We start from the raw sequence: 24,322 nt of genomic DNA, 5'->3' as shown, positions 1-24,322 counted from the left end.
GTGACGCGTTTGCCGCAACGGCAACGAAGCTCCCGCATCCGGGGCGGGACGGGGCACCCTGGCCGCATGAGTCATCACCACGACACCACCGAAATCGACTGGGACGTCATGGCTCCGCACCTGGAGCGGAGCGCCGAGTTGCACCGGCCCGCCCACCAGCGGGCGGCGGCCTGGATCGCCGAACAGCTTCCCGTGGCCGGCGTCCGCCGGATCCTCGACATCGGCAGCGGCCCAGGAGTCGTCACCTGCCTGCTCGCGGAGGCCTTTCCGTACGCGGAAGTGGTCGCAGTCGACGGCTCACCCGCCCTGCTCGACCGCGCCCGGCACCGGGCCGGGCGCACCGGCCTGGGTGACCGCGTTCACACCCACTGCGCCGAACTACCCGGAGGGATGGGCGAGTTGGGCGAAGCCGATCTGGTCTGGGCGGGCAGCTCCCTGCACCACATCGGCGACCAGCGCGCCGCACTTGAGGGCTTGGCCGGGCTGCTGCGCCCCGGTGGACTCATCGCACTGATCGAGGGCGGTCTCACCGCACGCCATCTGCCGCGCGACACCGGCATCGGCACGCCGGATCTGGAGGCGCGGCTCGACGCGGTCTCGGCCGAGTGGTTCAACGAGATGCGGGCGAAGCTGCCCGGTGCCGAGCGCGAGGTCGAGGACTGGCGCGCGCTGCTGACCGCGGTGGGGCTCGCGCCGAGCGGCACCCGGTCGTTCCTGCTCGACATTCCCGCACCGCTGCCCCACGCCGTACGCGAGCAGCTCGTCGCCCACTTCACCCGGCAGCGGGAGGTCTTCGCGGACCGGCTCACGGCGGATGACGCGGCCGCCATCGATCTGCTGCTGACCCCGGAGGACCCGCGCGGGCTGCTGCTGCGCGACGACACATTTCTGCTGACGGCCCGCACGGTGTACACCGCGCGCCGGGGCTGACGCACCGGCCGCGCACACGGCGGCGCCGCCCGGAACGGAACCGGGCGGCGCCGCCGTCGTACTGAATGCCGGGGACCAGGCTCCCGGGATCAGACGCCGAGGGCCATGGTGGCCGGGTCGGCGCCCAGCCGCTTGCCCTCGTCGAGTGCCGCGATGGCCGCCAGGTCGTCGGCGTCCAGCTCGAAGCCGAAGACGTCGATGTTCTCCTTGATCCGCGACGGCGTCACGGACTTGGGGATGACCACGTTGCCGGTCTGCAGATGCCAGCGCAGCACCACCTGGGCGGCGCTGCGGCCGTGCTTCTGCGCGATCGCGACGACGGTCGGGACCTCCAGCAGCCCCTTGCCCTGGCCGAGCGGGGACCAGGCCTCCGTGTGGATGCCGTGCTCCGTGTGGAAGGCGCGCGACTCGGCCTGCTGCAGGTGGGGGTGGAGCTCGATCTGGTTGAGGGCGGGGACCACCGAGGTCTCGCCCAGCAGCCGCTCCAGGTGCTCAGGGAGGAAGTTGGAGACACCGATGGCCTTCGCGCGGCCGTCGGCGTGGATCTTCTCGAAGGCCTTGTACGTGTCCACGTAGGCGTCCTTGGAGGGGACCGGCCAGTGGATCAGGTACAGGTCCACGTAGTCGAGGCCGAGCTTGGACAGCGAGGTGTCGAAGGCGCGCAGGGTCGAGTCGTACCCCTGCTCGGAATTCCACAGTTTCGTGGTGACGAAGAGTTCGTCACGGGCGATTCCCGATGCGGCGAGCGCCTTCCCTGTGCCCTCCTCGTTGCCGTAGATCGCAGCGGTGTCGATGCTGCGGTAGCCGGCCTCCAGCGCGGTGCCGACGGCCTTCGTGGCCTCGTCGTCGGCGACCTGCCAGACCCCGAAGCCGAGCTGCGGCATCCGGGAGCCGTTGTTGAGGGTGATGAAGGGGACCTTGCTCACGAGCGGTTGACTCCTCTTGGTGCGCGATGGCGAGTACGCCATCGGGTTGGTACCTCAACGGTCAACGATCACACGGCGCGGCCCATTCCCGCCCCCCCCCTGGCCGGGCGGCGGACAGCGAGGGGCTACTGGACCCGCTGTCCGCCACCCGGCCTCAGCGGTAGAGCGCCTCGACCTCTTCGCTGTACGCCGTCTCGATCGCCTTGCGCTTGAGTTTCAGCGACGGCGTGAGCAGGCCGTGCTCCTCGGAGAACTGATGGGCGAGGATCCGGAACGTCCTGATTGACTCGGCCTGCGAGACCAGGGTGTTCGCCGCCACCACGGAGCGTCTGACCTCGGTCTCCAACTCCGGATCACGTACCAGGGCGGCCGGGGTCATCGGCGGTTTGCCGTGCAGGGAGAGCCAGTGGGCGACCGCCTCCTGGTCGAGCGTGACGAGCGCGGCGATGTACGGCCGGTCGTTGCCCACGACCAGGCACTGCGCGATCAGAGGATGGCCCCGTACCCGCTCCTCGAGTCCGGCAGGCGACACGCTCTTGCCGCCGGAGGTCACCAGGATCTCCTTCTTGCGGCCGGTGATCGTGAGATAACCGTCGTCGTCCAGCGAGCCCAGGTCGCCGGTGGAGAGCCAGCCGTCGTGGAGTACGCCGTCGGTTGCCTTGGGGGAGTTGAGGTACCCGGCGAACACGTTCCGGCCGCGCACCCACACCTCGCCGTCGTCGGCGATGTACACGGTGGAGCCCGGGATCGGCTGGCCGACCGTGCCGTAGCGGGTGCGCTCCGGCGGGTTGGCGGTGGCCGCCGCCGACGACTCGGTGAGCCCGTACCCCTCGTAGATCGAGACACCGGCGCCCTCGTAGAACAGTCCGAGCCGCCGGTCCATCCCCGAGCCGCCGGACATCGCGTGCCGCACCCGGCCGCCCATCGCCGCGCGCACCTTCGCGTAGACGACCTTCTCGAAGAACTGGTGCTGCATCCGCAGGCTCGCCGAGGGGCCGGGGCCAAGCCCGAACGCCTTGTGCTCCATGGCCTCCGCGTAGCGCACCGCCACCTCGACGGCCTTGTCGAAGGGGCCCGCCTTCCCCTCGGTCTCGGCCTTGCGGCGCGCGGCGTTGAACACCTTCTCGAAGATGTAGGGCACGGCGAGGATGAACGTCGGCCGGAAGGCGGCGAGATCGGGCAGCAGCGCGCGGGCCGCCAGTTCGGGCTGGTGGCCCAGCTTGACCCGGCCGCGTATGGCGGCGACCTCGACCATCCTGCCGAAGACATGGGCCAGCGGCAGGAAGAGCAGGGTGGACGAGGTCTCGCCGCGCTTGGAGCGGAACACCGGCTCCCAGCGGGCGACCATGGTGTCCGCCTCGAACATCAGATTGGCGTGGGTGATCACGCAGCCCTTGGGGCGGCCCGTGGTGCCCGAGGTGTAGATGACGGTGGCGACGGACTCCGGGGTCACGGCCCGCCGGTGGCGGTGCACCACCTCGTCGTCGAGGCCGACGCCCGCTGCGAGGAGTTCGTCCAGTGCGCCCGCGTCCAGCTGCCAGAGCCTGCGCAGAGCGGGCAGCCGGTCGATCACCGAGCCGATGGTCATGGCGTGGTCCTCGTGCTCGACCATGCACGCGCTGACCTCGGAGTCGTACAGCATCCAGAAGACCTGCTCGGCGGACGAGGTCGGGTAGATGGGCACCGGCTGGGCGCCGACGGCCCAGAGGGCGAAGTCGAAGAGCGTCCACTCGTAGCGGGTCCGGCACATGATCGCGACACGGTCGCCGAACCGCACTCCGTCGGCGAGCAGCCCCTTGGCGAGCGCGAGCACCTGGTCGCGGAACTCGCCGGACGACATGTCGTACCAGCGCCCGTTCTCCTTCCGGCCGAGGGCAGACCGGTGAGGATCGTCGTCGGCGTGCTCGAACACGACGTCCGCCAGTCCGCCGACCTGGGGCGCCGTCACTATGGGTGGGACAGTGAACTCGCGCAAAATGACCTGCTCCTATGTGACGCTCCGCACAGCGCCGTGACGCTACCCCAACGCGAGATCCGGCGGGAGGGGGGCCCGGCGACCGGAATGTGGGGATATCGCGAGGCTACGCAGGGGCCCGGCAGGTGAAATGTACCCACATGGGGAAGGGTTGGGCGCGTTCCTGACCGAACGGTAAGTTCCGCGAGGTGGAATCTCCACCGAATCTGTACGGAGAAGGCACGGAGGCCGCCCAACCCCTGTGACCTGCGGAGGTCGTGTGGACCGGACGTTCCGTCGGCGGCAGCTTCCCGTGACGTCCCTGTGATCCCTCTGTGATCGCTGGCATCACAGGGGGTCGGGGTGAGAACTCGGAGGGTGCCCGAACGGCTCGTTCGGGCACCCTCCGAGTTTCCGTGTGCTGTCTCCGAGGCGAGCGCCGCCCCGGCGAGCCCGGGCGACACCGGTCCGACCCCGATTCCGGCCAGCACAAGACCGGCCGACAGGCCGGTCCAGTCCGACCCCGCGTCCAGCGTGGCCTGGCCGCTAGGCCTGGTGGTGCAGCCGGTCGGCGCCCGTCAGGATCGCCGACGCCAGTGCGTCGGCGGCCTCCTGGGTGCTGCCGCCCGCCCGGCCGTGCAGCAGGACGAATTCCACCTCCCCGAGGTCGGGCAGCCCGGCCCGGGCCGGGACCTGGGTGAGGCCGGGCGGGATCAGGCCGCGGGTGTGCGCCATGATGCCGAGGCCCGCGCGGGCCGCCGCGATCAGTCCGCTGAGGCTGCTGCTGGTACAGGCGATGCGCCAGGCGCGGCCGTCCTCCTCCAGCACCTCCAGCGCGCGGGCGCGGGTGATGCCGGGCGGCGGGAAGAGGATCAGCGGGAGCGGGCGGTCGGGGTCGATGCGCAGTCGAGGGGCGCCGATCCAGGTGAGTGCGGAACGCCAGACCAGTTCGCCGTGGCTGTGCCCGTTGCGCCGCTTGGCGAGCACCAGGTCGAGCGCGCCCGCCGCCAGCTGCTCGTGCAGGATGCCGGAGAGGCCGACGGTGAGCTCCAGATCGACCTCGGGGTGCTCGGTACGGAACGACTCCAGGATCTCGGGCAGCCGGGTCAGCACGAAGTCCTCCGACGCGCCGAAGCGCAGCCTGCCGCGCGGCCGGGTGCCCGCGAAGAACGCCGCCGCCCGCTCGTGCCCCTGGAGGATCGTCCGGGCGAAGCCGAGCATCGCCTCGCCGTCCTCGGTCAGCTCCACGCTGTGGGTGTCCCGGGTGAAGAGCAACCGGCCCGTCGCGTCCTCCAGCCGGCGCACATGCTGGCTCACCGTCGACTGGCGCAGCCCCAGGCGGTGAGCGGCCCGGGTGAAGCTCAGGGTCTGCGACACGGTGAGGAACGTGCGCAGCTGCGCGGGGTCGTACATGCTTCGAGGTTATCGCGCATCGTGATCTCAGTCAGAGTGGTATGCAGGATTCCCGATCATGGATATGGCGTGGACGATGGGGAGGGCACCCTCCGACCTCCGAGAGCAAGTGGAGAACATGAGCCGCCGCAAGATGCAGTTCCCGTCCTGGCTGCCGATCGATCCGTACATCCTGGCTCTGATCGGCACCGTCGCGGTGGCGGCGCTGCTGCCGGCCCGTGGTGCGGCGGCCGATGTGGCCGGGGGAGCGTCGACCGGAGCGGTGGCCCTGCTCTTCTTCCTCTACGGCGCCCGGCTCTCCACGGCCGAGGCGGTCGAGGGACTGAAGCACTGGCGGCTCCATCTCACGGTCCTGGCCTGCACCTTTGTCGCGTTCCCGCTGCTCGGTCTCGCGGCGAAGGGGCTCGTGCCTTTCGTACTGACACCGCAGCTCTACAACGGACTGCTCTTCCTCTGCCTGGTGCCGTCGACCATCCAGTCGTCGATCGCCTTCACCTCGATCGCCCGCGGCAATGTGCCCGCGGCGATCTGCGCCGGCTCCTTCTCCTCACTCGCCGGCATCGTGGTGACCCCGGTGCTCGCGGCGCTGGTCCTGGGCGGTGGCGGGGGCGGTTTCTCCACGGACTCCCTGCTGAAGATCGTGCTGCAGCTGCTGGTGCCGTTCGTGGCGGGGCAGTTGCTGCGCCGCTGGGTGGGCGGTTTCCTGGTACGTCACAAGAAGGTCCTCGGCTATGTCGACCGGGGCTCGATCCTGCTGGTCGTCTACGCGGCGTTCAGCGAGGGCATGGTGCGCGGGGTCTGGCACCAGGTGAGCTTCGTCCGGCTGCTGGGTCTGCTCGGGGCCGAGGCAGTGCTGCTCGCCGTCATGCTGGCCTTGAGCTGGTACGGGGCCAAGCGGCTCGGCTTCGCCCGCGGTGACCGGATCGCCATCCAGTTCGCCGGGTCGAAGAAGAGCCTGGCGGCTGGACTGCCCATGGCGAGCGTGCTGTTCGGCGCGCAGGCATCGCTGGCGGTGCTGCCGCTGATGCTCTTCCACCAGATGCAGCTGATGGTCTGCGCGGTGATCGCCAAGCGCCGCTCGCGCGACCCGCTGCCCGAAGAGGTGGAGCGGGCCGCATCCACCGAGGCCGTTATGACGTGACCAGCACCACCTTGCCGAGGTTGGCACGGGATTCGACGAACCGGTGGGCCCGCGCGGCCTCTTCGAGCGGGACCTCGGCGTGCACGGCGGCCCGCAGCACCCCGGTGCGGTGCAGCTCCCACAGTTCGGCGCACCACCTCGCGTACAGCTCGGGCCTGTTCCTGGCGATGAGCGCCATCTGGAACCCGATGACCGATTTGGCGCCGGTCAGCAGGTCGTACGCCTGAAGGGTGCCGCCACCCGAACTGAACGCGACCAGCCGTCCGTTCGGTGCGAGGGCCGCGACCGCGGGGGTGAGCAGCGCTCCGCCTGCCCCGTCCACGACGACGTCCACCGGCTCGCCCCAGTCCGGGTCGTCGTACGTCACCACCGCGTCGGCGCCGAGGCCTCGCAGGAACTCCGACTTCTCCGACGATCCGACGGCGGCGACCACCCGTGCGGCGCCGTCCAGCCGGGCGAGCTGGAGCGCCAGATGGCCGACGCCGCCGGCGGCGGCCGTCACCAGCACCGATTCGCCGGTGCGGGGCCGGGCGGCGTCCAGCGCGCCCCGCGCCACCAGCCCGCTGCGCACCAGGGCCACGGCCTCCACCGCGCTCGCGTGCGCCGGGATCCTGGTGGCGAACGGCTCCGCCAGGACGGCGAGGTCCGCGTAGGAGCCGGCGAAGCAGAGGCCGGTCACCCGGTCGCCGGTCGCGAAACCTCCGACCCCGGCCCCCACTGCGACGATCGTGCCCGCGATCTCCCCGCCCAGAGGCGCGGGTTCGCTGCCCTCGCGCACTTTCCGTACGGCCGGCAGGGTCACCCCGATCGCCTCCGAGCGCACCAGGAGTTCGCCGGGCCCCGGTTCGGGGGCGGGGACGTCCTCCACGTACAGGACGTCGGGCCCGCCATTCCTGTCATACCGAACGCGGCGCATACATGCCCTCCAGATGTCTTTGTCGTTGGTTGCCCCAACGGTATCCTGAGTTTCATTGGGTGCACCAATGGTTTTCGCGCTACGGTTTCCTCATGACTCCCGACACCCCGCCCGCGCTCGCCCGGATCACCGCTCTGCCCAGCTGGCTGCTCGGCCGGGCAGCGGCCCGCGGACACCGGCTGCTCGCCGACTCGTTCGCGGGGGAGGGGATGCGGCTGCCGCACCACGTGGTGCTGACCGCAGTCACCGCGCTCGGACCCGTGTCCCAGGCGGAGCTGGGCCGCACGGTGCGCATCGACCCCAAGGACATGGTCACCGTGCTCAACGAACTCCAGGCCAAGGGCCTCGTCACCCGGACGGCCGACCCCGCGGACCGGCGGAAGAACGCGATCGCCGTCTCGCCGTCGGGGCGTACCGCGCTGCGCCGCCTGGAGGAGCTGGGCGACGCCGCCAACGACGAACTGCTCGCCCCGCTCGATCCCGCCGAACGGGCCCAGCTCACCGCACTGCTCACCCGGATCGTGCACGCGGCCGACGGCTCGGACAGCAAGGAGAGATGACCCGGGCGGTCAGACGGGCCTCGGTCAGGCGGGCCGCGGTCAGACCCGTCGGGGCGAGGCCAGCAGATAGGCCGCGCCCGCCCGCCGGTCCGCATGCGCCGAGGTCTGCCAGCCGGCACGCTCCAGTGTCTCCGCGTACGTCCGGGAGTCCGGACCGTCCACCCGTACCGCCTGGGGCTGCGCCGACTCGCTCACCAGATAGCCCCGGCAGCAGCCCGCCTCAAGGGCGAGGGCGGCGGCCTGCGTCAGATGCGTACGCTCCCAGTCGCACGGCCGCTCCACCGAGCGGTCGGGGTTGGTGACCCGGCGCATCTCGATCAGACCGGCCCAGGCGCTGCGCACCTCACGCGCCCGTACGGGGTCCGGGTCCGCTGCCGTGCTCCCGGCGCTTCCGGTGGCGGTGCGGGCGTGGAACACGCCGGGCGGCTCCCCGGCCCCGGATTCCGGCACCGGTACGGGGTCCGGCTCCGGCGGCGGGACCAGCCTGACCGGCTCGGCGGCCAGGCGTTCTCGCATCCGCTGTCCGGCCGGCGTCAGGTAGTGCCGGTGCGGGGGCCGTGGGTGGCGCAGTGCAAGACCCTGGGTGACCAGCGAGGCCAGGGCCGCCGATGGGCCCTGGAGGAGTCCGGACTCGGCGTCGGCGGTGCGGATCGCCCGGCGCTGGGCTGCGGACGGCTGGCGGGTCATGTCCCTGACCGTACTGCCGCCGGACGCCACAGCGACAGCGGTTGCCGCCGCCCTTCGGGGTGGGGCCGCAGACGGGCGGGCCCGGGGCCGGCCGGCGCAGGGGGCGCTCCCCGCCGGCCGGTCCGCCGACCCGTGCCGCGGGGCGTGTCAGACCCCCGAGTGCAGGGCGACCCGCTCGTCGCCCGCGTACACGTTCATGGAGGAGCCGCGGAGGAAACCGACCAGCGTCAGGCCGGACTCGGCAGCCAGGTCGACGGCCAGCGAGGACGGCGCGGACACGGCGGCGAGGACCGGGATCCCCGCCATCACCGCCTTCTGGGCCAGTTCGAAGGAGGCGCGGCCGGAGACCAGGAGAACAACCTGTGAGAGCGGGAGCAGGCCGTTCTGCAGGGCCCGGCCGACCAGCTTGTCCACCGCGTTGTGGCGGCCCACGTCCTCGCGTACGTCCAGGAGTTCGCCCTCCGGCGTGAAGAGCGCGGCCGCGTGCAGACCCCCGGTCCGGTCGAACACCTGCTGCGCCGCCCGCAGCCGGTCGGGGAGGACGGCGAGCACATCGGGGTCCACCCGGACCGGGGGAGTGTCGGCGATCGGGAAGCGCGCGGTGGTCCGGACCGCGTCCAGGCTGGCCTTGCCGCAGAGCCCGCACGACGAGGTGGTGTACACGTTGCGTTCCAGCGTGATGTCGGGAAGCTCGACCCCCGGTGCCAGCCTGACGTCCACCACGTTGTACGTGTTCGAGCCGTCGGCGGTGGCCCCCGCGCAGTACACGATCGACTGGAGCTCCTCCGCCGAACCGAGCACGCCCTCGCTGACCAGGAAGCCGGCGGCCAGGGCGAAGTCGTCGCCCGGGGTGCGCATGGTGATGGCGAGGGCCTTGCCGTTCAGCCGGATCTCCAGTGGTTCCTCGGCCACCAGGGTGTCGGGGCGGGTCGTGACCGCTCCGTCCCGGATACGGATGGTGCGGCGGCGTTCGGTGACCCGGCCCATGGGAATCCGTCCTACTCTTCGATCGGTACTGCGGTGATCAGTTCTGCGGTGATCAAGTACTGCGTCGATCAGGTACTGCGTCGATCAGTGCTGCGAGACGTGCTGGAAGCCGAAGCGGCCCTTGATGCACAGGTTGCCGTGGGTCACCGGGTTGTCGTGCGGCGAGGTGACCTTGACGATCTCATTCTCCTGGACATGGAGGGTGACGTTGCAGCCCACCCCGCAGTAGGCGCAGACCGTGGTCGTCTCCGTCTGCGCCGACTCGTCCCAGGTCCCTGCCTCGCGCATGTCGAACTCCGACTTGAAACTGAGCGCCCCGGTCGGGCACACCTCGATGCAGTTGCCGCAGTACACACACGCCGAATCGGTGAGCGGTGCGTCGTGCTCGGTGGAGATACGGGCGTCGAAGCCGCGGCCCGCCACCGAGATCGCGAACGTGTTCTGCCACTGGTCACCACAGGCGTCCACGCATTTGTAGCACTGGATGCATTTGTCATAGTCGCGGACGTACAGGTCGTTGTCGACCTTGGGCTCCTCGTTGAGCCGGGCCGCAGCCGCCCCGAAGCGTCCCGGCTCGGCGCCGTACTCCTTGATCCATTCGGCGGCGCGCGGCGTGGTGGAGAGGTCTGTCGCCGAGGCCAGCAGTTCGAGGACGGTCTTCCGGCTGTGCCGGGCGCGCCCGGTGTCCGTCCGTACCGCCATCCCGGGCTCCGCGCGGCGCGAGCAGGCCGGTGCCAGGGTCCTGGCGCCCTCGACCTCCACCACACAGACCCGGCAGGCGTTCTTCGGGGTGAGCGTGTCGCCCTCGCAGAGCGTCGGGATGTCCTTTCCCGCCGCCCGGCACGCCTCCAGAATCGTGGACCCCTCGGGAACCCGGGTGTCCTGCCCGTCCAGGCTGAATTCGATGAGCCGCCTCGGCGGCTGCAGCGGTACGGCGGTCACTTGTCACCCCTCGGTCCTTGCCCGGCCTCTGATCCCCGCGCTGTTCCGTAGACGCCGAGGCGGTCGATCGCTGACTCGACGGCGCTCCAGGCTGCCTGCCCGAGACCGCAGATCGACGCGTCCTTCATCGCCTGTCCGACCTCGCGCAGCAGCGCCACATCGGTTGCCGCGCCGGCGCCTTCGCGGTCCAGCAGCCGGTGCAGCGCCTCCTCCTGCCGTACGGTCCCGATCCGGCAGGGCACGCACTGCCCGCACGACTCGTCACGGAAGAACTCCGCGATCCGCAGCAGGATCCGGGGCAGCTCGACGGTGTCGTCGATGGCGAGGACGACACCGGAGCCGAGTGTCGTGCCGGCCGCCCGGGTCCCCTCGAAGGTGAGCGGGATGTCCAGCTCGTCCGGGCGCACGAAGCCGCCTGCGGCTCCGCCCAGCAGCACGGCCCGCAGGGACTCCGGGCGGCCCGCCAGATCCAGCAGCTCGCCGAGGGTCGCGCCGAACGGCAGCTCGTAGACCCCGGGCCGTGCCACCCGCCCCGAGACGCAGAAGAGCTTCGGCCCGGTGGACGCCTCCGTACCGATCGCGGCGTAGGCCTCGGCACCCATCGTCAGGATGGGCCCCACATTGACCAGCGTCTCGACGTTGTTGGCCGCCGTCGGCTTCCCGAAGAGGCCCTTCTCGACCGGGAAGGGCGGCTTGGACCGCGGCTCGCCCCGGTAGCCCTCGATCGAGTTGAACAGAGCGGTCTCCTCACCGCAGATGTACGCGCCCGCGCCGCGCCGCAGCTCGATGTCGAACGCGTACCCCTGCCCCAGCACGTCATCGCCGAGGAAGCCGCGGGACCTGGCCCGGCCGATGGCGTGCTCCAGCCGTTCCACGGCCAGCGGGTACTCGCCGCGGACATAGAGGTATCCCCGGTGGGCGCCCGTCGCATACCCGGCGATGGTCATGGCCTCGATCAGGGAGTACGGGTCGCCCTCCATCACCACCCGGTCCTTGAACGTGCCCGGTTCGGACTCGTCCGCGTTGCAGACGAGGTAGTGCGGATGGTCCGGCCGGCCCGCGGTGGCCTGCCATTTGCGCCCGGTGGGGAAGGCGGCGCCGCCGCGTCCGGCAAGACCGGCGTCGGTCACCTCGCGGATCACCCCCGAGGGGCCGAGCTCGAAGGCGCGGCGCAGGGCGGAGTAGCCGCCGTGCGCGCGGTAGTCGTCCAGCGAGGACGGATCCACGACACCGACCCGCCGCAGGAGTATCAGCCCGTCCTGCCCGGCCTGCGGTACGGCCATGGCGGCGGACGGGCCGGCCGCCGCTCCGGGAGCGGCGGCTGCCCGTGCGACGCTCTCCGCTGTGGCGGGAGCGACCACGGCGGAGGCCCGGCGCCGCAGGTCGCTGCCCCCGGCGGGCGGCCGGTCCGCCCCGGGCGGGGGCGCGGGTTCACCGGCCCGGAGCACCAGCGCCGCCGGCGCCCGCTCGCACAGCCCCAGGCACGGACTCGGCTGCCAGCTGACACCTCCGGTGGCCGCGCCGGCAGTACCCAGCCGCTCCTCGATCCCCGCGCGGAGCCCGGCCGATCCGTTCACCGCGCAGGCCAGGTCGGTACAGACATGCACCACTGTCGCCGGCCGGGGCCGGACCGCGAACATCGAGTAGAACGTCGCGACCCCGTACGCCTCGGCGGGTGGCACGGTCAGCCTGCGGCACAGATAGTCCAGCGCCCCTTCGCTGATCCAGCCCGTCCGGTCGTTGACCGCGTGCAGTGCCGGCAGCAGCAGATCGCGCCGCTCGCGTGCGGCCCGGCCGCCGACCGCCCAGCGCAGATCCGCGTCCGTGCGCTCCGTCCCGCCCTCCCAGGCCGAAGCGGGCGGTCCGAGCAGCGCGTCGACCGCTTCCCGCTCCTCGTCGGTCGGCTTGCTGTCACCGAAGTGCAGGTCCACTGCGTCAGCTCCTCACAGCCGCGATGCTGCCCGGCACGTCAGCGGCGGACAGCTTCTCTATCCGGATGGCCGACGCCTTGAACTCGGCCGTGCCGGCGATCGGGCAGTTCGCCTCGATGGTCAGCTGGTTGGTGTCGACCTCGTCCGGGAAGTGCATCGTCATGAAGGCAAGCCCGGGACGCAGGCCGGGGTCGATCCACACCGGGGCGACGACCGAACCGCGCCGCGAGACGATCCGTACCTCCTCGTCCGCTTCCACCCCGAACGCCGCGGCGTCCTCGGGACAGAGCTCGATGTACTCGCCCCGACGCAGCGGCGAGGCGAAACTGCCGCTCTGCACCCCGGTGTTGTACGAGTCGAGCCGCCGCCCGGTCGTCAGCCGGATCGGGAAGCCCTCATCGGTGAGATCGACCGGCGGGTCGTGCCGGACGATGCCGAACGGCGCGGGACGTCCCCGCCGGTCCGGATCGGGCTCCCACAACCTGGAGTGCAGGAAGGGCGGTTCGAGCCCCCCGGTATCCGGGCACGGCCACTGGATGCCCTGGTGCTCCTCCAGCCGCTCGTACGTCATGCCCCAGTGCTCGGGGGAGACCGACCGCAGCTCGTTCCAGACGGACTCGGCGTCGGCGTACTTCCAGGGATGGCCGAGCCGCCCGGCGAGGTCACAGATGATCTCGATGTCCTCGCGCGCCTCGCCGGGCGGGCCGACCGCCTTGCGTACCCGCTGCACCCGCCGTTCACTGCTGGTCGTGGTGCCGTCGGTCTCGCACCAGGCGGCCGTCGCCGGCAGTACCACGTCAGCCAGTTCGGCGGTCTTCGTCAGGAAGATGTCCTGCACGACCAGGCAGTCGAGCCGCCGGAGCCGGTCCACGGCCTGTTCGCTGTCGGCCTCCGACTGGGCCGGATTCTCCCCGACGCAGTAGACGGCTCTCAGGTCGCCGCTCTCCATCGCCTCGAACATCCGGGTCAGATTGAGACCGTACGAGGGCTGGATGACGGTGTCCCAGGCGGCTTCGAACTTGCTGCGGACCGCCGGCTCCAGGATGTCCTGGAAGCCGGGCAGCCGGTCGGGGATGGCGCCCATGTCGCCGCCGCCCTGCACATTGTTCTGCCCGCGCAGCGGCTGTACGCCCGAGCCGTACCGGCCCACGTGCCCCGTCAGCAACGAGAGGTTGATCAACGCCCGTACGTTGTCCGTGCCGTTGTGGTGTTCCGTGATCCCCAGCGTCCAGCACAGCTGGGCCCGCTCGGCGCGTGCGTAGGTGTGCGCCAGGTCGCGGATCGCCTCCGCCGGTACACCGGTGACCTGCTCGGCGGCGGAGAGCGTCCACGGCTCGACCTCGGCGGCGTACGCGTCGAACCCTGTCGTGGCCCGTTCGATGAACGCCCTGTTGTGCAGGCCCGCGTGGATGATCTCGCGGCCCACGGCGTGCGCCAGCGGGATGTCGGTGCCGACGTTCAGCCCCAGCCAGCTCTCCGCCCACTCGGCGGTGGAGGTGCGGCGCGGATCGACCGCGTACATCCGGGCGCCGTTCCTGATCCCCTTCAGTACATGGTGGAAGAAGATCGGATGGGCGAACCGGGCGTTGGAGCCCCACATCAGAATCAGATCGGTGTGCTCGACCTCTCCGTACGACGAGGTGCCGCCGCCGGATCCGAACGCCGCCGAGAGCCCCGCGACACTGGGGGCGTGGCAGGTGCGGTTGCAGGAGTCGACGTTGTTGGTGGCCATCACGACGCGGGCGAACTTCTGCGCCACATAGTTCATCTCGTTGGTGGCCCGGGAGCAGGAGAACATCCCGAAGGCGCCGCGCGCCGCCCGGAAGCCCTCGGCGGCCCGGTCCAGCGCCTCATCCCAACTCGCCCTGCGCAGCGTGCCGTTGGTGTCGCGTACCAGGGGATGGGTGAGCCGGGCGTAGGTCTTCGGGGTTCGGTCTCGCTTCTTCACGGTTGCGCTCCTCATGGAGATGATCAGCGCCCAATTGCATACAGTATCCTGTAGGCCGCAGCCGAACGGAAGCCCCTCGCAAGGGATTCGCGGGCCGGCCGGGCCGGATCAGGTGGTCGTGGTGGTCGCGTTCGTCGTGGCGGGTGCGGCCGGCGCGATCGCCGACCGGCCCAGCAGGTCCGCCATGGCGTGCACGGTCCGCAGCGTGGGCACCGGCACACCGGTCACCCCGGCCAGCTCGACCACCGCCGCCAGCAGCACGTCGAGTTCGAGCGGCTTGCCCTTCTCCAGGTCCTGGAGCGTGGAGGTCTTGTGGTCGCCCACCCGCTCCGCACCGGCCAGCCGCTTCTCGATGGAGATGTCGGGGCGGCTGCCGAGCGCGGTGGCGACCTGGAGCGTCTCGGTCATCATGACCTCGATGACCCTGCGGGTGTCGCGGTGGACGCACATCTGACGCATGGTCGCCCGGGTGAGGGCGCTCAGCGGGTTGAAGGAGATGTTGCCGAGCAGTTTGATCCAGATGTCCTTGCGCAGGTCGCCCTCGACGGGGCACTTGAGACCGCCCGCCGTCATGGCGGCACTGAAGTCCAGGCAGCGCCGTGAAGTCGAGCGGTCCGGCTCACCGATGGAGAACCGGGTTCCCTCCAGGTGCCGGACCACCCCGGGCCCGGCCAGCTCCGTCGCCGCGTACACGACGCAGCCGACGGCGCGTTCCGGTGGCAGGACGGCGCTGACCGCACCGCCGGGGTCGACGCTCTCGATGCGGTGGCCCTCGTGCGGGCCGCCGTGCCGGTGGAAGTACCACCAGGGGATGCCGTTCTGGGCCGCGACCAGCGCGGTGTGCGGCTGGAGCAGTGGTTCGACGAGCGGCCCGCACGCAGCGTACGAGTTGGCCTTGAGGCCGAGAAAGACATAGTCGACCGGGCCGACGGCTGCCGGGTCGTCCGTGGCGTGGACCCGTGCGGTGAAGTCACCGCGCGGGCTCAGGACGTGAACTCCGTCCCGCCTCATGGCCGTCAGGTGCGGTCCACGGGCCACCAGATGGACATCGGCGCCGGCGCGGTGCAGCGCGGCTCCGACATAGGCGCCGATTGCTCCGGCGCCGAGAACTGCGACTTTCACGGGGGCTCTCCGTTCGGTCGAGGTACCGATGGAAACCGGGTGATCACTCGGAGTGCTCATATTCTGTCTACAAAATAGTGTGTACAGTATGGGGCTTCGGTCGACAAGAGGTGGGGCGGCCTTTCCCCGCCCGCCGCGGCCGCCCGGTCCACGCCCGGCGGTGATCCGAAGCCTCCAAGAGGAACGCCCGAATCCTGTTGCTTTACATGCCGTCGTACCCGTGAGTCGCTGACGAGACTGGAGGACTCCTGACATCAGCAGCAGAGGGGTCCCGGGCATGACCGGAACACGCATCGCCGCACTCGGCCATTACCAGCCGGCCAAGGTGCTCACCAACGACGATGTCGCCGCCCTTGTCGACACCAGCGACGAATGGATTCGGACCCGGGTGGGCATCAGGACCCGCCACATCGCCGGACCCGACGAGCCGGTCGACGAACTCGCTGCCCAGGCAGGAGCCAAGGCTCTCGCCGCCGCCGGACTCGCGCCGGGAGAGATCGACCTCGTCCTCGTCGCGACCTCCACGGCGATCGACCGCTCGCCGAACATGGCCGCGCGGGTGGCCGTCAAGCTGAGCATGGGCTCGCCCGCGACCATGGATGTCAACGTCGTCTGCTCGGGTTTCACCCACGCCCTGGCCATCGCCGACCACGCGGTACGCGCCGGCTCTGCCGAGCGCGCTCTGGTGATCGGCGCCGACAAGATGACGGAGATCGCCGACTGGACCGACCGCTCCAGCTGTGTCCTGATGGGGGACGGTGCGGGAGCAGCCGTGGTCGAGGGCTGTGCGGAGGACGGCATCGGCCCGGTGCTGTGGGGATCGGTCCCCACGATGGGGGACGCCGTGCGGATCGAGGGGACGCCGCCGCGCTTCGCCCAGGAGGGGCAGTCCGTCTACCGCTGGGCCACCACCCAGCTGCCCCCGATCGCCCGCAAGGTCTGCGAGAAGGCGGGGGTCACCCCCGAGGAGCTGGCCGCCGTCGTGCTGCACCAGGCCAATCTGCGGATCATCGAGCCGGTCGCCGCCAAGATCGGCGCGGTGAACGCGGTGATCGCCCGCGATGTGGTCGATTCCGGCAACACATCGGCGGCCAGCATCCCGATGGCCCTGTCCAAGCTGGTGGAGCGGAGGGAGATTCCGTCCGGCGCGCCGGTCCTGCTCTTCGGCTTCGGCGGAAATCTCTCGTACGCGGGTCAGGTCATCCGCTGCCCGTGACGCCCCGCCGGCCGCGACGCCGGGCTCCGGTCGCGAGGGGCGGGCGAGGGGCCGGGTGAGGGCTACGTCACTGGTGCCGGGTGGTCCGGTTGCGGCCCGTTGCGCTCGGTAGACTGTAGACGATAGCCAATTGCTCTCCGCCGACACGCCGCTGGCCCCTCCGGGTCAGAAGGGGGACGTTGATGTTGTCCACAGGACTGCCGCAAGGGACCGTACCGAAGCTGGAGCGGCCGGGACCGCTGCGTGAGCGGGTGTACGAGGCGCTGCTCGAACTCATCACCACCCGGGCGCTGACCCCGGGCCAGCATCTGGTCGAGAGTGAACTCGCAGGACATCTCGGCGTCTCCCGCCAGCCGGTGCGCGAAGCGCTGCAGCGGCTCAACACCGAGGGGTGGGTCGATCTGCGCCCCGCACAGGGCGCGTTCGTCCATGAGCCCACCGAGCGGGAGGCCGACCAGTTGCTCTCGGTCCGTACGCTCCTGGAGGCGGAGGCCGCACGGCTGGCCGCGGCGAACTCCGGGTCCGCGGGAATCGCCGCGCTGGAGAAGCTGTGCACCAAGGGCGAGCGGGCGGTCGCCGACGACGACGTGGAACTGGCCGTGGCGACCAACGCCGAGTTCCACGCCAAGGTCATGGAACTGGCCGGCAACGTCGTCCTGTCGGAGCTGGCGGGGCAGGTGGACCGCCGGGTGCGCTGGTACTACCAGCCGGTCGCCAGACAGCGCGGCACCCAGTCCTGGACCGAGCACAGGGCGCTGATCGCGGCGATCTCGGCACGGGACGAGCAGGCCGCGACAGCGGTCATGCAGGCGCACACGGAACACACCCGCACGACCTACCACCAGCGCGAGAAGGACTGAACGCCCGTACGCCGCAGCGGCCCTCCGCGCGGCTCGAACCGAGCCGTGTGGAGGGCCACTTGCTGCGCTGCGCCGTTCCGCACTCCGACGATGGTGAGGATCAGACGGCTTCCCTGCTGACCGGCAGCGGGTTCGGAGCGATGTCGGCTGCACGTGGCCGCCCCGGCTGCCTCAGCAGCAGCGCGATGGCCGCCGCCACCATGGAGATGCCCCCGGCGAGTGCGTACGCGCCGTTGTACCCCCAGGCGTCCACCACCATCGAGCCCAGCCCGCCGCCGAACAGTCCGCTGACCAGCTTTCCGCTGTACACCAGGCCGTAGTTGGTGGCGTTGTAGTTCTCTCCGAAGTAGTCCGGGGTCAGGGCCGCGAACATCGGGTAGAACGCACCGCCGCCGAATCCGGAGAGGAACGCGAAGACCAGGAACAACCACTCGCTGTGGATGTCACCGGCCCAGATCACACCGAACTGCGCGAGGCCCAGGACGAGTATGACGAAGAACAGGGTGAGCTTCCGTCCCCACAGATCGGAGAGCCATCCCACCACCGCCCTGCCGACGCCGTTGACGACCGCCATCAACCCCATGGACGTGGCCGCGACCAGCGGGCCGAAGCCCACCTGCTTCGCGAAGTCGACCTGGAAGGAGATGCCGAATATCGACACACCGGCGGTCATGACCACGGTTACCCACATCAACGGGAGCATGCCGCTCCTGATGGCCTCCATCGGGGTGAACTGCTTCACCGCGGGCGGATTCTTGGCCAGGCTCCGTGCACTCTTCCGGTTTCCGGTGTAGTTCAGCGGGTCGATCTCTGCCGGCCACCAGTTCTTCGGCGGGTCCTTGAAGAACCACGCGCAGATCACCACGGCGATCAGCACATAGACACCGATCAGATCCAGCACCTCGGCGCAGTTCGAGGTGTCGAAGGCGTAGTTGAAGATGAAGATGAAGGGGAGCGACCCATAGGCGAATCCGCCGTTGACGAACCCCGTCTTCGCACCACGCCGTTCGGGGAACCACTTGCCGACCATGTTGATACAGGTGGCGTAGACGAGGCCCGAGCCGAGTCCGCCGATGACGCCGAAGCCGCAGATCGCCAGGAAGACATTGTCGAGATGGGCGAGTGCGACGAAACCGACGAGACAGAGAACGGAGCCGAGAACTGTAGCCCGGCGGGCGTTGAGTATCCCCCTCTCCCGCAGCCAGCCCGCGGGGAAGGCGATGCCCGCCTGGAAGAACACCCAGACGCTCAGAATCCAGAAGGTGTTGCTCTGCGTCCACCCATGAGCCGAGGAGAGAGTGTCCTCGGCCGAACCGTATGCGTACTCCGACACGCTGATGGCCATCATCGCGACCCACGGCAGATACACCATGAGCTTGCGCGAGTGGCCCAGGAGATCCCGGTCCGTCTCGCCCACGCGGTAGACGCGGCCCTTGCTGTCCGACACTTCCCGGTACGCGACCGACCCGGCCGCCGACCGTTCGTTCCCTGTACTCATCAGGTCCCCTTGGTCTCGAAAGAACTGGCCAGCGCCCCCTGTCCAAACCTTTCGCTCCGCGGAGCCGGGGTCAGCCGAGCAACCCGGCCGCCCGGGCCCAGCGGTACTTCGCGCCGAGTACCTCCACCGGTTTCTCCGTGGTGTACGGGTACGCGACGACTCCCCGCTCGTAGAGGTACTGGCAGGCCTCCTCGACTTCGACGTCGCCGGCCAGCGACGCCACGACGGGTTTCTCGATGCCCCGTGCCCGGAACTCCGCGACGACGCGCGCGGTCAGCTCCGCGAAGACCATCGGGGGAGTGACGATCGTGTGCCAGTAGCCCAGCACCAGCGCATGGATCCGCGGATCCTCCAGGCCGAGCCGGATCGTCGCCTCGTAGGTCGCCGGAGGCTCGCCGCCGGTGATGTCGATGGGGTTGCCGGCGGCCCCGAACGGCGGGATGAACGCCTTGAACGCCGCGTCCAGATCCGGCGGGATCTCCATCAGCGACAGCCCGTTGTCGACGATCGCGTCCGAGAGCAGCACCCCCGAACCCCCGGCCCCGGTGATGATGACGACGTTGTCGCCCCGGGGTGTGGGCAGCACGGGCAGCGCACGCGCGTACTCCAGCATGTCGTTGAGCCCCGGCGCCCGGATGACCCCCGCCTGCCGCAGGATGTCTTCGTACACCGCGTCGTCACCGGCCAGCGCCCCGGTGTGCGACCCCGCTGCCCTGGCGCCCGCACTGGTGCGGCCCGCCTTCAGCACCACGACGGGCTTCTTCGGCACGGTCGCCCGTGCCGCATCGACGAACGCCCGGCCGTCCTTGAGGTCCTCCAGATGCATGGCGATGCACTGGGTGTGCGGGTCCTCGCCGAACCAGGTGAGCAGATCGTCCTCGTCCAGGTCCGACTTGTTGCCGAGCCCCACGATGGCGGAGACGCCGGTCTTCGTCGTACGGGCGAACCCGAGGATGGCCATGCCGATCCCGCCGGACTGCGAGGTGAGCGCGACCCCGCCCCTGACGTCGTACGGCGTGCAGAACGTGGCACACAGGTCCTGCCACGTCGAGTAGTAGCCGTAGATGTTCGGACCGAGCAGCCGGACCCCGTACCGTTCGGCGACCGCCACGATCTCGTCCTGCAGGGCGTGTTCACCGGTCTCGGCGAAGCCGGACGGGATCAGCACGGCGTTCGGTATGCCCTTGCGCCCGACCTCTTCGAGGGCGGCCGCGACGAACTTCGCGGGGATCGCGAAGACCGCCACATCCGGCTCACCGGGAACATCCATCACGCTCTTGTACGCCTTACGGCCGAGTATGTCATCGGCTTTGGGGTTCACCGGGTGGATCTCCCCGGCGAAACCGCCGTCGACGAGATTGCGCATCACCGAGTTGCCGATCTTGCCGTCCTCGTTGGAAGCGCCGATGACGGTGACCGATCGCGGCTCCATCAGCCGGCGCATCGAGGTGAGGATCTCTGCGCGGCTGTAGGTGCGCCGGGGTGTCACGGGCGACGGGTCCAGCAGGATCCGTACGTCGGCGGCCATCACGCCGTCCTCGGACGCGAAGACCGGGTTGAGGTCGATCTCGGCGATCTCCGGGAAGTCCGCGGCCAGTCCGGAGACCCCGGTGATCAGCGAAGCGAGCGCCGCGCGGTCCACGGCCGCCCCGCCGCGCACCCCGCGGAGCACTTCGGCGGCCCGGACCGAGTCCAGCATCGACAGCGCGTCGTCGCGCGAGGCGGGCGCGAGGCGGAAGGTGATGTCCTTGAGCACCTCCACCAGCACCCCGCCCAGGCCGAAGGCCACGATCTTGCCGAAGGTCGGGTCGGTGACGGTGCCGACCAGTACCTCGGTACCGGCCGGCACCATCTGCTGGACCTGGACGCCCTTGATGTCCGCCTGGGGGCTGTACGCACGGGCGTTGGAGACGATCGAGGTGAAGGCGGTCCGCACCTCGGCGGCCGATCGCACCCCGACCCGCACCCCGCCCGCGTCCGTCTTGTGCACGATGTCCGGAGAGACGATCTTCAGCACCACCGGGAACCCGATCCGGTCGGCGAGCGCGACGGCCTCGTCCGCGCACTCGGCCAGCGCCTCGGCGGGGACCGGAATGCCGTACGCGTCGGCGATCAGCTTTGCCTCCGGCGCGGTGAGCGCCCGGCGCCCCCCGGCCAGCGCGGCGTCGAGCACCGCCCGTACCGCCGCCTTGTCCTGTTGCCCCGTCTGTCCCATCAGATGACTCCGTCCGTCTTCAGCAGCCGCAGTTCCTCCTGGCCCAGGCCGAGTTCACCGGCGTACACCTCCGCGTTGTGCTCGCCGAGCAGCGGCGAGGTACGCACATCGACGGGGGAGTCCGAGAGCTTCAGCGGCGAGCCGACGGTGGTGAAGGTGCCGCGCTCCGGGTGTTCGACCTCGACCACGATCCCGTTCGCGGCGAGTGACGTGTCCTCGATGATCTCCTTGGTGGAGAGGATCGGTCCGCAGGGCACGTTGTGGGCGTTGAGCTGGTCGAGCACCTCCCACTTGGGAAGGGTGGACGACCACTCCTCGATCAGCTGGAACATCTTGCCGAGCTTGGGCAGACGGGACTCCGGCGTGGCCCAGTCGGGGTCATCGGCCAGCTCGGGCCGGCCGATCAGTCTGCTGATCGGCTGCCAGCCGACGGGCTGGACGATGACATACACGTAGTCGTTGGGGCCGCCCGGCGCGCACTTGACGGCCCAGCCGGGCTGCCCGCCGCCGCTCGCGTTGCCGCTGCGCGGCACCTCGTCGCCGAAGTCCTCGTTCGGGTACTCGGCCAACGGGCCGTGGGAGAGCCGCTGCTGGTCGCGGAGCTTCACCCGGCAGAGGTTCAGTACTGCGTGCTGCATGGCGACGTTGACGCGCTGGCCGCGGCCGGTGTGCTCGCGCTGGAAGAGCGCCGCGAGTACCCCGGCGACCAGGTGGATACCGGTGCCCGAGTCGCCGATCTGCGCTCCGGTGGCGAGCGGCGGACCGTCCTCGAAGCCGGTGGTGGACATCGACCCGCCCATGGCCTGGGCGACCACCTCGTACGCCTTGAAGTTGGTGTAGGGGCCCTCACCGAATCCCTTGATGGAGGCGTAGACGATCCGTGGGTTGATCTCCTGGATCTTCTCCCAGGTGAAACCCATCCGGTCGACGGCGCCGGGACCGAAGTTCTCCACCATCACGTCCGACCGGCGGATCAGCTCGGTCAGGATCTCCTTGCCGCGCTCGGACTTGGTGTTGAGGGTGATGCTGCGCTTGTTGCAGTTGAGCATTGTGAAGTAGAGCGAGTCGACATCGGGCAGATCCCGCAGCTGCTTGCGGGTGATGTCGCCGTGCGGAGCTTCGAGTTTGACGACGTCGGCGCCGAGCCAGGCCAGCAGCTGGGTGGCCGAGGGGCCGGACTGGACGTGGGTCATGTCGAGGACGCGTACGCCCTCGAGAGCCTTGGTCATGGCGGGGCTCCCCTACTTGTACATGGTCTGGTTCATGGTTCCGGGTGCATATGCGTCCGGGTCGACCCAGACGTTGATGAGCGACGGCTTGCCCGATTCGCGGGCGCGCCGCAGCGCCGGGGCGATGTCGGACGGGTCGCGGACTTCCTCGCCGTGGCCGCCGAGCATCCGGGCGAACTCGTCGTAGCGGACGTCGCCGAGGGTGTTGCCGACGCGCTCCCGCTCCGGGCCGTACTTCTGGGCCTGGCCGTAACGGATCTGGTTCATCGACGAGTTGTTGCCGACGATCCCGACGAAGGGCAGGTTGTAGCGGACCAGCGTCTCGAAGTCCCAGCCGGTGAGTGAGAAGGCGCCGTCCCCGAAGAGCGCCACGACCTCCTTGTCCGGCCGGGCCTTCTTGGCGGCGAGTACGAAGGGGATGCCGACGCCGAGTGTCCCCAGCGGCCCCGGATCCATCCAGTGGCCGGGCGATTTGGGCTGCACGACCTGCCCGGAGAAGGTGACGATGTCGCCGCCGTCGCCGATGTACACCGAGTCCTCGGTGAGGAAGTCGTTGATCTCGCTCACCAGACGGTACGGGTGGATGGGCGAGGCGTCCGACCTCAGCGACGGCAGCCGCTTCTCGATCGCCACCTGTTCGGCGGCCCGCAGCTCGTCCAGCCAGGCCTTCCGCCGGACCGCACCACCGTTGACCCGGCCGGACGCCGCCTCGGTGACGGACTTCAGGATCAGCCCGGCGTCACCGACGAGCCCGAGGTCGATGTCCCGGTTCTTGCCCACCGTGCGGTAGTCGAGATCGATCTGGACCACGGTGGCGTCCGGCGAGAGGCGCTTCCCGTATCCCATCCGGAAGTCGAAAGGGGTGCCGACGATGACGATGAGATCGGCGTTGGAGAAGGCGTAGCGCCGGGAGAGCTGGAAGTGGTGCGGGTCGCCGGGCGGCAGTGTCCCGCGCCCCGCGCCGTTCATGTACGCGGGGACGTTGAGCGTACGGACGAGCTCGACCGCCGATTCGGTGGCCCGGGTCGTCCAGACCTGGCTGCCGAGCAGGATCGCCGGCTTCTCCGCGTGGACGAGGAGATCGGCGAGCTTCTCGATGCCGGCCGGATCACCGGCCGAGCGGGTCGAGGCCCGGTACCGGCCGGCTTCCGGGACGCGGGCCTGTGCGGCCGGCACCTTGGCGTCGAGCACATCGCGTGGGATCTCCAGGAACGACGGGCCAGGCGCGCCGTTGTAGCACTCGCGGAAGGCCATCGAGACGAGGTCGGCGGCGCGTGCGGTGTGCGGCACGGTGGCGGCGAACTTGGTGATCGGCGTCATCATGTCGACGTGCGGGAGGTCCTGCAGGGACCCCATCCGGTGCTGGCTCAGCGCTCCCTGACCACCGATCAGCAGCATGGGCGACTCGGCCCGGAACGCGTTGGCGACACCGGTCACGGCATCGGTCGTGCCGGGGCCCGCCGTGACGACGGCGCAGCCCGGCTTGCCGGTGATGCGGGCGTAGCCGTCGGCGGCGTGGGCGGCGACCTGCTCGTGGCGGACATCGACGACTTCGATGCCCTCGTCCACGCAGCCGTCGTAGATGTCGATGATGTGGCCACCACAGAGGGTGTAGACGACGTCGACACCCTCCGCTTTGAGCGCCTTGGCGACCAAGTGCCCACCGGAGATGAGGTCCTGGCTGGGGTCGGGCATAGCGAAGTCCGTTCCCTTCGTAGGGGGGATGCAGCGGGTAATCCAGATCCGCTGGAGCTCTGCGCAGATTGCATACAGTCGACGAATACTGTATGAACTTGTTATCCCTCATCCGGTGGGTGGTGTCCAGGGGGCGTGCGGCACTTTCCTTC

Annotated in this window: 19 protein-coding genes; 5 read left to right on the top strand and 14 right to left on the bottom strand. The window is 70.1% G+C overall.

What is annotated here, in order from left to right; genetic code table 11:
* Positions 1 to 66 precede the first annotated feature (66 nt).
* Positions 67 to 930: a class I SAM-dependent methyltransferase gene (locus OG452_RS04390; protein WP_327294284.1), complete on the top strand. Its 864-nt coding sequence runs from the start codon at positions 67 to 69 to the stop codon at positions 928 to 930.
* Between the two features lie 89 nt (positions 931 to 1,019).
* On the opposite strand, the gene OG452_RS04385 is transcribed toward OG452_RS04390, so the two are convergent.
* The 3 genes from OG452_RS04385 to OG452_RS04375 form a co-directional block, all read right to left on the bottom strand.
* Positions 1,020 to 1,856, bottom strand: a complete 837-nt coding sequence (locus tag OG452_RS04385) for an aldo/keto reductase (RefSeq protein ID WP_327294283.1) — start codon at positions 1,854 to 1,856, stop codon at positions 1,020 to 1,022.
* Positions 1,857 to 2,010: 154 nt separating this feature from the next.
* Positions 2,011 to 3,831, bottom strand: a complete 1,821-nt coding sequence (locus tag OG452_RS04380) for an AMP-dependent synthetase/ligase (RefSeq protein WP_327294282.1) — start codon at positions 3,829 to 3,831, stop codon at positions 2,011 to 2,013.
* A 525-nt stretch (positions 3,832 to 4,356) separates the two neighbouring features.
* On the bottom strand, positions 4,357 to 5,223 hold the full coding sequence (locus tag OG452_RS04375; RefSeq protein WP_327294281.1) for a LysR substrate-binding domain-containing protein: 867 nt from the start codon (positions 5,221 to 5,223) through the stop codon (positions 4,357 to 4,359).
* 118 nt (positions 5,224 to 5,341) lie between these two features.
* Between OG452_RS04375 and OG452_RS04370 the strand changes: the two genes are divergently transcribed.
* A complete protein-coding gene (locus tag OG452_RS04370; RefSeq protein ID WP_327294280.1) occupies positions 5,342 to 6,364 on the top strand; it encodes a bile acid:sodium symporter family protein in 1,023 nt (340 codons plus the stop codon).
* Here OG452_RS04370 and OG452_RS04365 read toward each other — a convergent pair.
* Positions 6,354 to 7,280 (bottom strand): quinone oxidoreductase family protein, encoded by a 927-nt coding sequence (locus OG452_RS04365; protein WP_327294279.1) that lies wholly within the window; start codon positions 7,278 to 7,280, stop codon positions 6,354 to 6,356. The genes OG452_RS04370 and OG452_RS04365 overlap by 11 nt on opposite strands.
* Positions 7,281 to 7,372: 92 nt before the next feature.
* On the opposite strand from OG452_RS04365, the gene OG452_RS04360 reads away from it, so the two are divergent.
* Positions 7,373 to 7,840, top strand: coding sequence for a MarR family winged helix-turn-helix transcriptional regulator (locus tag OG452_RS04360; RefSeq protein ID WP_327294278.1), 468 nt, complete (start codon positions 7,373 to 7,375; stop codon positions 7,838 to 7,840).
* Positions 7,841 to 7,879: 39 nt separating this feature from the next.
* Here the strand turns inward: OG452_RS04360 and OG452_RS04355 are convergent, their stop codons facing one another.
* From OG452_RS04355 to OG452_RS04330, 6 genes are all read right to left on the bottom strand, one after another.
* Positions 7,880 to 8,527, bottom strand: coding sequence for a hypothetical protein (locus tag OG452_RS04355; RefSeq protein WP_327294277.1), 648 nt, complete (start codon positions 8,525 to 8,527; stop codon positions 7,880 to 7,882).
* Positions 8,528 to 8,674: 147 nt separating this feature from the next.
* Positions 8,675 to 9,514: a formate dehydrogenase accessory sulfurtransferase FdhD gene (gene fdhD, locus OG452_RS04350; RefSeq protein ID WP_327294276.1), complete on the bottom strand. Its 840-nt coding sequence runs from the start codon at positions 9,512 to 9,514 to the stop codon at positions 8,675 to 8,677.
* Positions 9,515 to 9,598: 84 nt separating this feature from the next.
* Positions 9,599 to 10,456 (bottom strand): 2Fe-2S iron-sulfur cluster-binding protein, encoded by an 858-nt coding sequence (locus tag OG452_RS04345; RefSeq protein WP_327294275.1) that lies wholly within the window; start codon positions 10,454 to 10,456, stop codon positions 9,599 to 9,601.
* On the bottom strand, positions 10,453 to 12,387 hold the full coding sequence (locus OG452_RS04340) for an NAD(P)H-dependent oxidoreductase subunit E (protein WP_327294274.1): 1,935 nt from the start codon (positions 12,385 to 12,387) through the stop codon (positions 10,453 to 10,455). The genes OG452_RS04345 and OG452_RS04340 overlap by 4 nt, the downstream gene beginning before the upstream one ends.
* Positions 12,388 to 12,391: 4 nt before the next feature.
* Complete coding sequence (locus tag OG452_RS04335) at positions 12,392 to 14,335, bottom strand: molybdopterin oxidoreductase family protein (protein WP_442809951.1); 1,944 nt, start codon at positions 14,333 to 14,335, stop codon at positions 12,392 to 12,394.
* 108 nt (positions 14,336 to 14,443) lie between these two features.
* Positions 14,444 to 15,457, bottom strand: a complete 1,014-nt coding sequence (locus tag OG452_RS04330; RefSeq protein ID WP_327294272.1) for a 2-dehydropantoate 2-reductase — start codon at positions 15,455 to 15,457, stop codon at positions 14,444 to 14,446.
* Between the two features lie 277 nt (positions 15,458 to 15,734).
* Here OG452_RS04330 and OG452_RS04325 point away from each other — a divergent pair, with 277 nt between their 5' ends.
* Together OG452_RS04325 and OG452_RS04320 are read left to right on the top strand one after the other, a co-directional pair.
* On the top strand, positions 15,735 to 16,673 hold the full coding sequence (locus OG452_RS04325) for a beta-ketoacyl-ACP synthase III (RefSeq protein WP_327294271.1): 939 nt from the start codon (positions 15,735 to 15,737) through the stop codon (positions 16,671 to 16,673).
* Positions 16,674 to 16,855: 182 nt separating this feature from the next.
* A complete protein-coding gene (locus tag OG452_RS04320) occupies positions 16,856 to 17,533 on the top strand; it encodes a GntR family transcriptional regulator (protein ID WP_327294270.1) in 678 nt (225 codons plus the stop codon).
* A 100-nt stretch (positions 17,534 to 17,633) separates the two neighbouring features.
* Here the strand turns inward: OG452_RS04320 and OG452_RS04315 are convergent, their stop codons facing one another.
* The 4 genes from OG452_RS04315 to OG452_RS04300 all read right to left on the bottom strand — a co-directional run bounded on the left by OG452_RS04315 (position 17,634) and on the right by OG452_RS04300 (position 24,170).
* On the bottom strand, positions 17,634 to 19,031 hold the full coding sequence (locus OG452_RS04315) for an OFA family MFS transporter (RefSeq protein ID WP_327294269.1): 1,398 nt from the start codon (positions 19,029 to 19,031) through the stop codon (positions 17,634 to 17,636).
* A gap of 70 nt (positions 19,032 to 19,101) precedes the next feature.
* Positions 19,102 to 21,246: an acetate--CoA ligase family protein gene (locus tag OG452_RS04310; RefSeq protein ID WP_327294268.1), complete on the bottom strand. Its 2,145-nt coding sequence runs from the start codon at positions 21,244 to 21,246 to the stop codon at positions 19,102 to 19,104.
* Positions 21,246 to 22,475: a formyl-CoA transferase gene (gene frc / locus OG452_RS04305; protein ID WP_327294267.1), complete on the bottom strand. Its 1,230-nt coding sequence runs from the start codon at positions 22,473 to 22,475 to the stop codon at positions 21,246 to 21,248. Before frc ends, OG452_RS04310 begins: the two co-directional genes overlap by 1 nt.
* 12 nt (positions 22,476 to 22,487) lie before the next feature.
* The gene (locus tag OG452_RS04300; RefSeq protein WP_327294266.1) at positions 22,488 to 24,170 is read right to left on the bottom strand and encodes a thiamine pyrophosphate-binding protein; all 1,683 of its coding nucleotides are present in this window, start codon (positions 24,168 to 24,170) and stop codon (positions 22,488 to 22,490) included.
* Between the last annotated feature and the right edge of the window lie 152 nt (positions 24,171 to 24,322).

Source organism: Streptomyces sp. NBC_01197, assembly GCF_036010505.1.
Taxonomy (GTDB): domain Bacteria; phylum Actinomycetota; class Actinomycetes; order Streptomycetales; family Streptomycetaceae; genus Streptomyces.
This window is presented reverse-complemented; position numbering and strand designations above follow the sequence as displayed.

Coding starts and splice junctions, on each gene's coding strand:
- OG452_RS04390 (WP_327294284.1), top strand. CDS start 67: ATGAGTCATCACCACGACACCACCGAAATCGACTGGGACGTCATGGCT.
- OG452_RS04375 (WP_327294281.1), bottom strand. CDS start 5,223: ATGTACGACCCCGCGCAGCTGCGCACGTTCCTCACCGTGTCGCAGACC.
- OG452_RS04370 (WP_327294280.1), top strand. CDS start 5,342: ATGAGCCGCCGCAAGATGCAGTTCCCGTCCTGGCTGCCGATCGATCCG.
- OG452_RS04365 (WP_327294279.1), bottom strand. CDS start 7,280: ATGCGCCGCGTTCGGTATGACAGGAATGGCGGGCCCGACGTCCTGTAC.
- OG452_RS04360 (WP_327294278.1), top strand. CDS start 7,373: ATGACTCCCGACACCCCGCCCGCGCTCGCCCGGATCACCGCTCTGCCC.
- OG452_RS04355 (WP_327294277.1), bottom strand. CDS start 8,527: ATGACCCGCCAGCCGTCCGCAGCCCAGCGCCGGGCGATCCGCACCGCC.
- fdhD (WP_327294276.1), bottom strand. CDS start 9,514: ATGGGCCGGGTCACCGAACGCCGCCGCACCATCCGTATCCGGGACGGA.
- OG452_RS04325 (WP_327294271.1), top strand. CDS start 15,735: ATGACCGGAACACGCATCGCCGCACTCGGCCATTACCAGCCGGCCAAG.
- OG452_RS04320 (WP_327294270.1), top strand. CDS start 16,856: ATGTTGTCCACAGGACTGCCGCAAGGGACCGTACCGAAGCTGGAGCGG.
- OG452_RS04315 (WP_327294269.1), bottom strand. CDS start 19,031: ATGAGTACAGGGAACGAACGGTCGGCGGCCGGGTCGGTCGCGTACCGG.
- OG452_RS04310 (WP_327294268.1), bottom strand. CDS start 21,246: ATGGGACAGACGGGGCAACAGGACAAGGCGGCGGTACGGGCGGTGCTC.
- frc (WP_327294267.1), bottom strand. CDS start 22,475: ATGACCAAGGCTCTCGAGGGCGTACGCGTCCTCGACATGACCCACGTC.
- OG452_RS04300 (WP_327294266.1), bottom strand. CDS start 24,170: ATGCCCGACCCCAGCCAGGACCTCATCTCCGGTGGGCACTTGGTCGCC.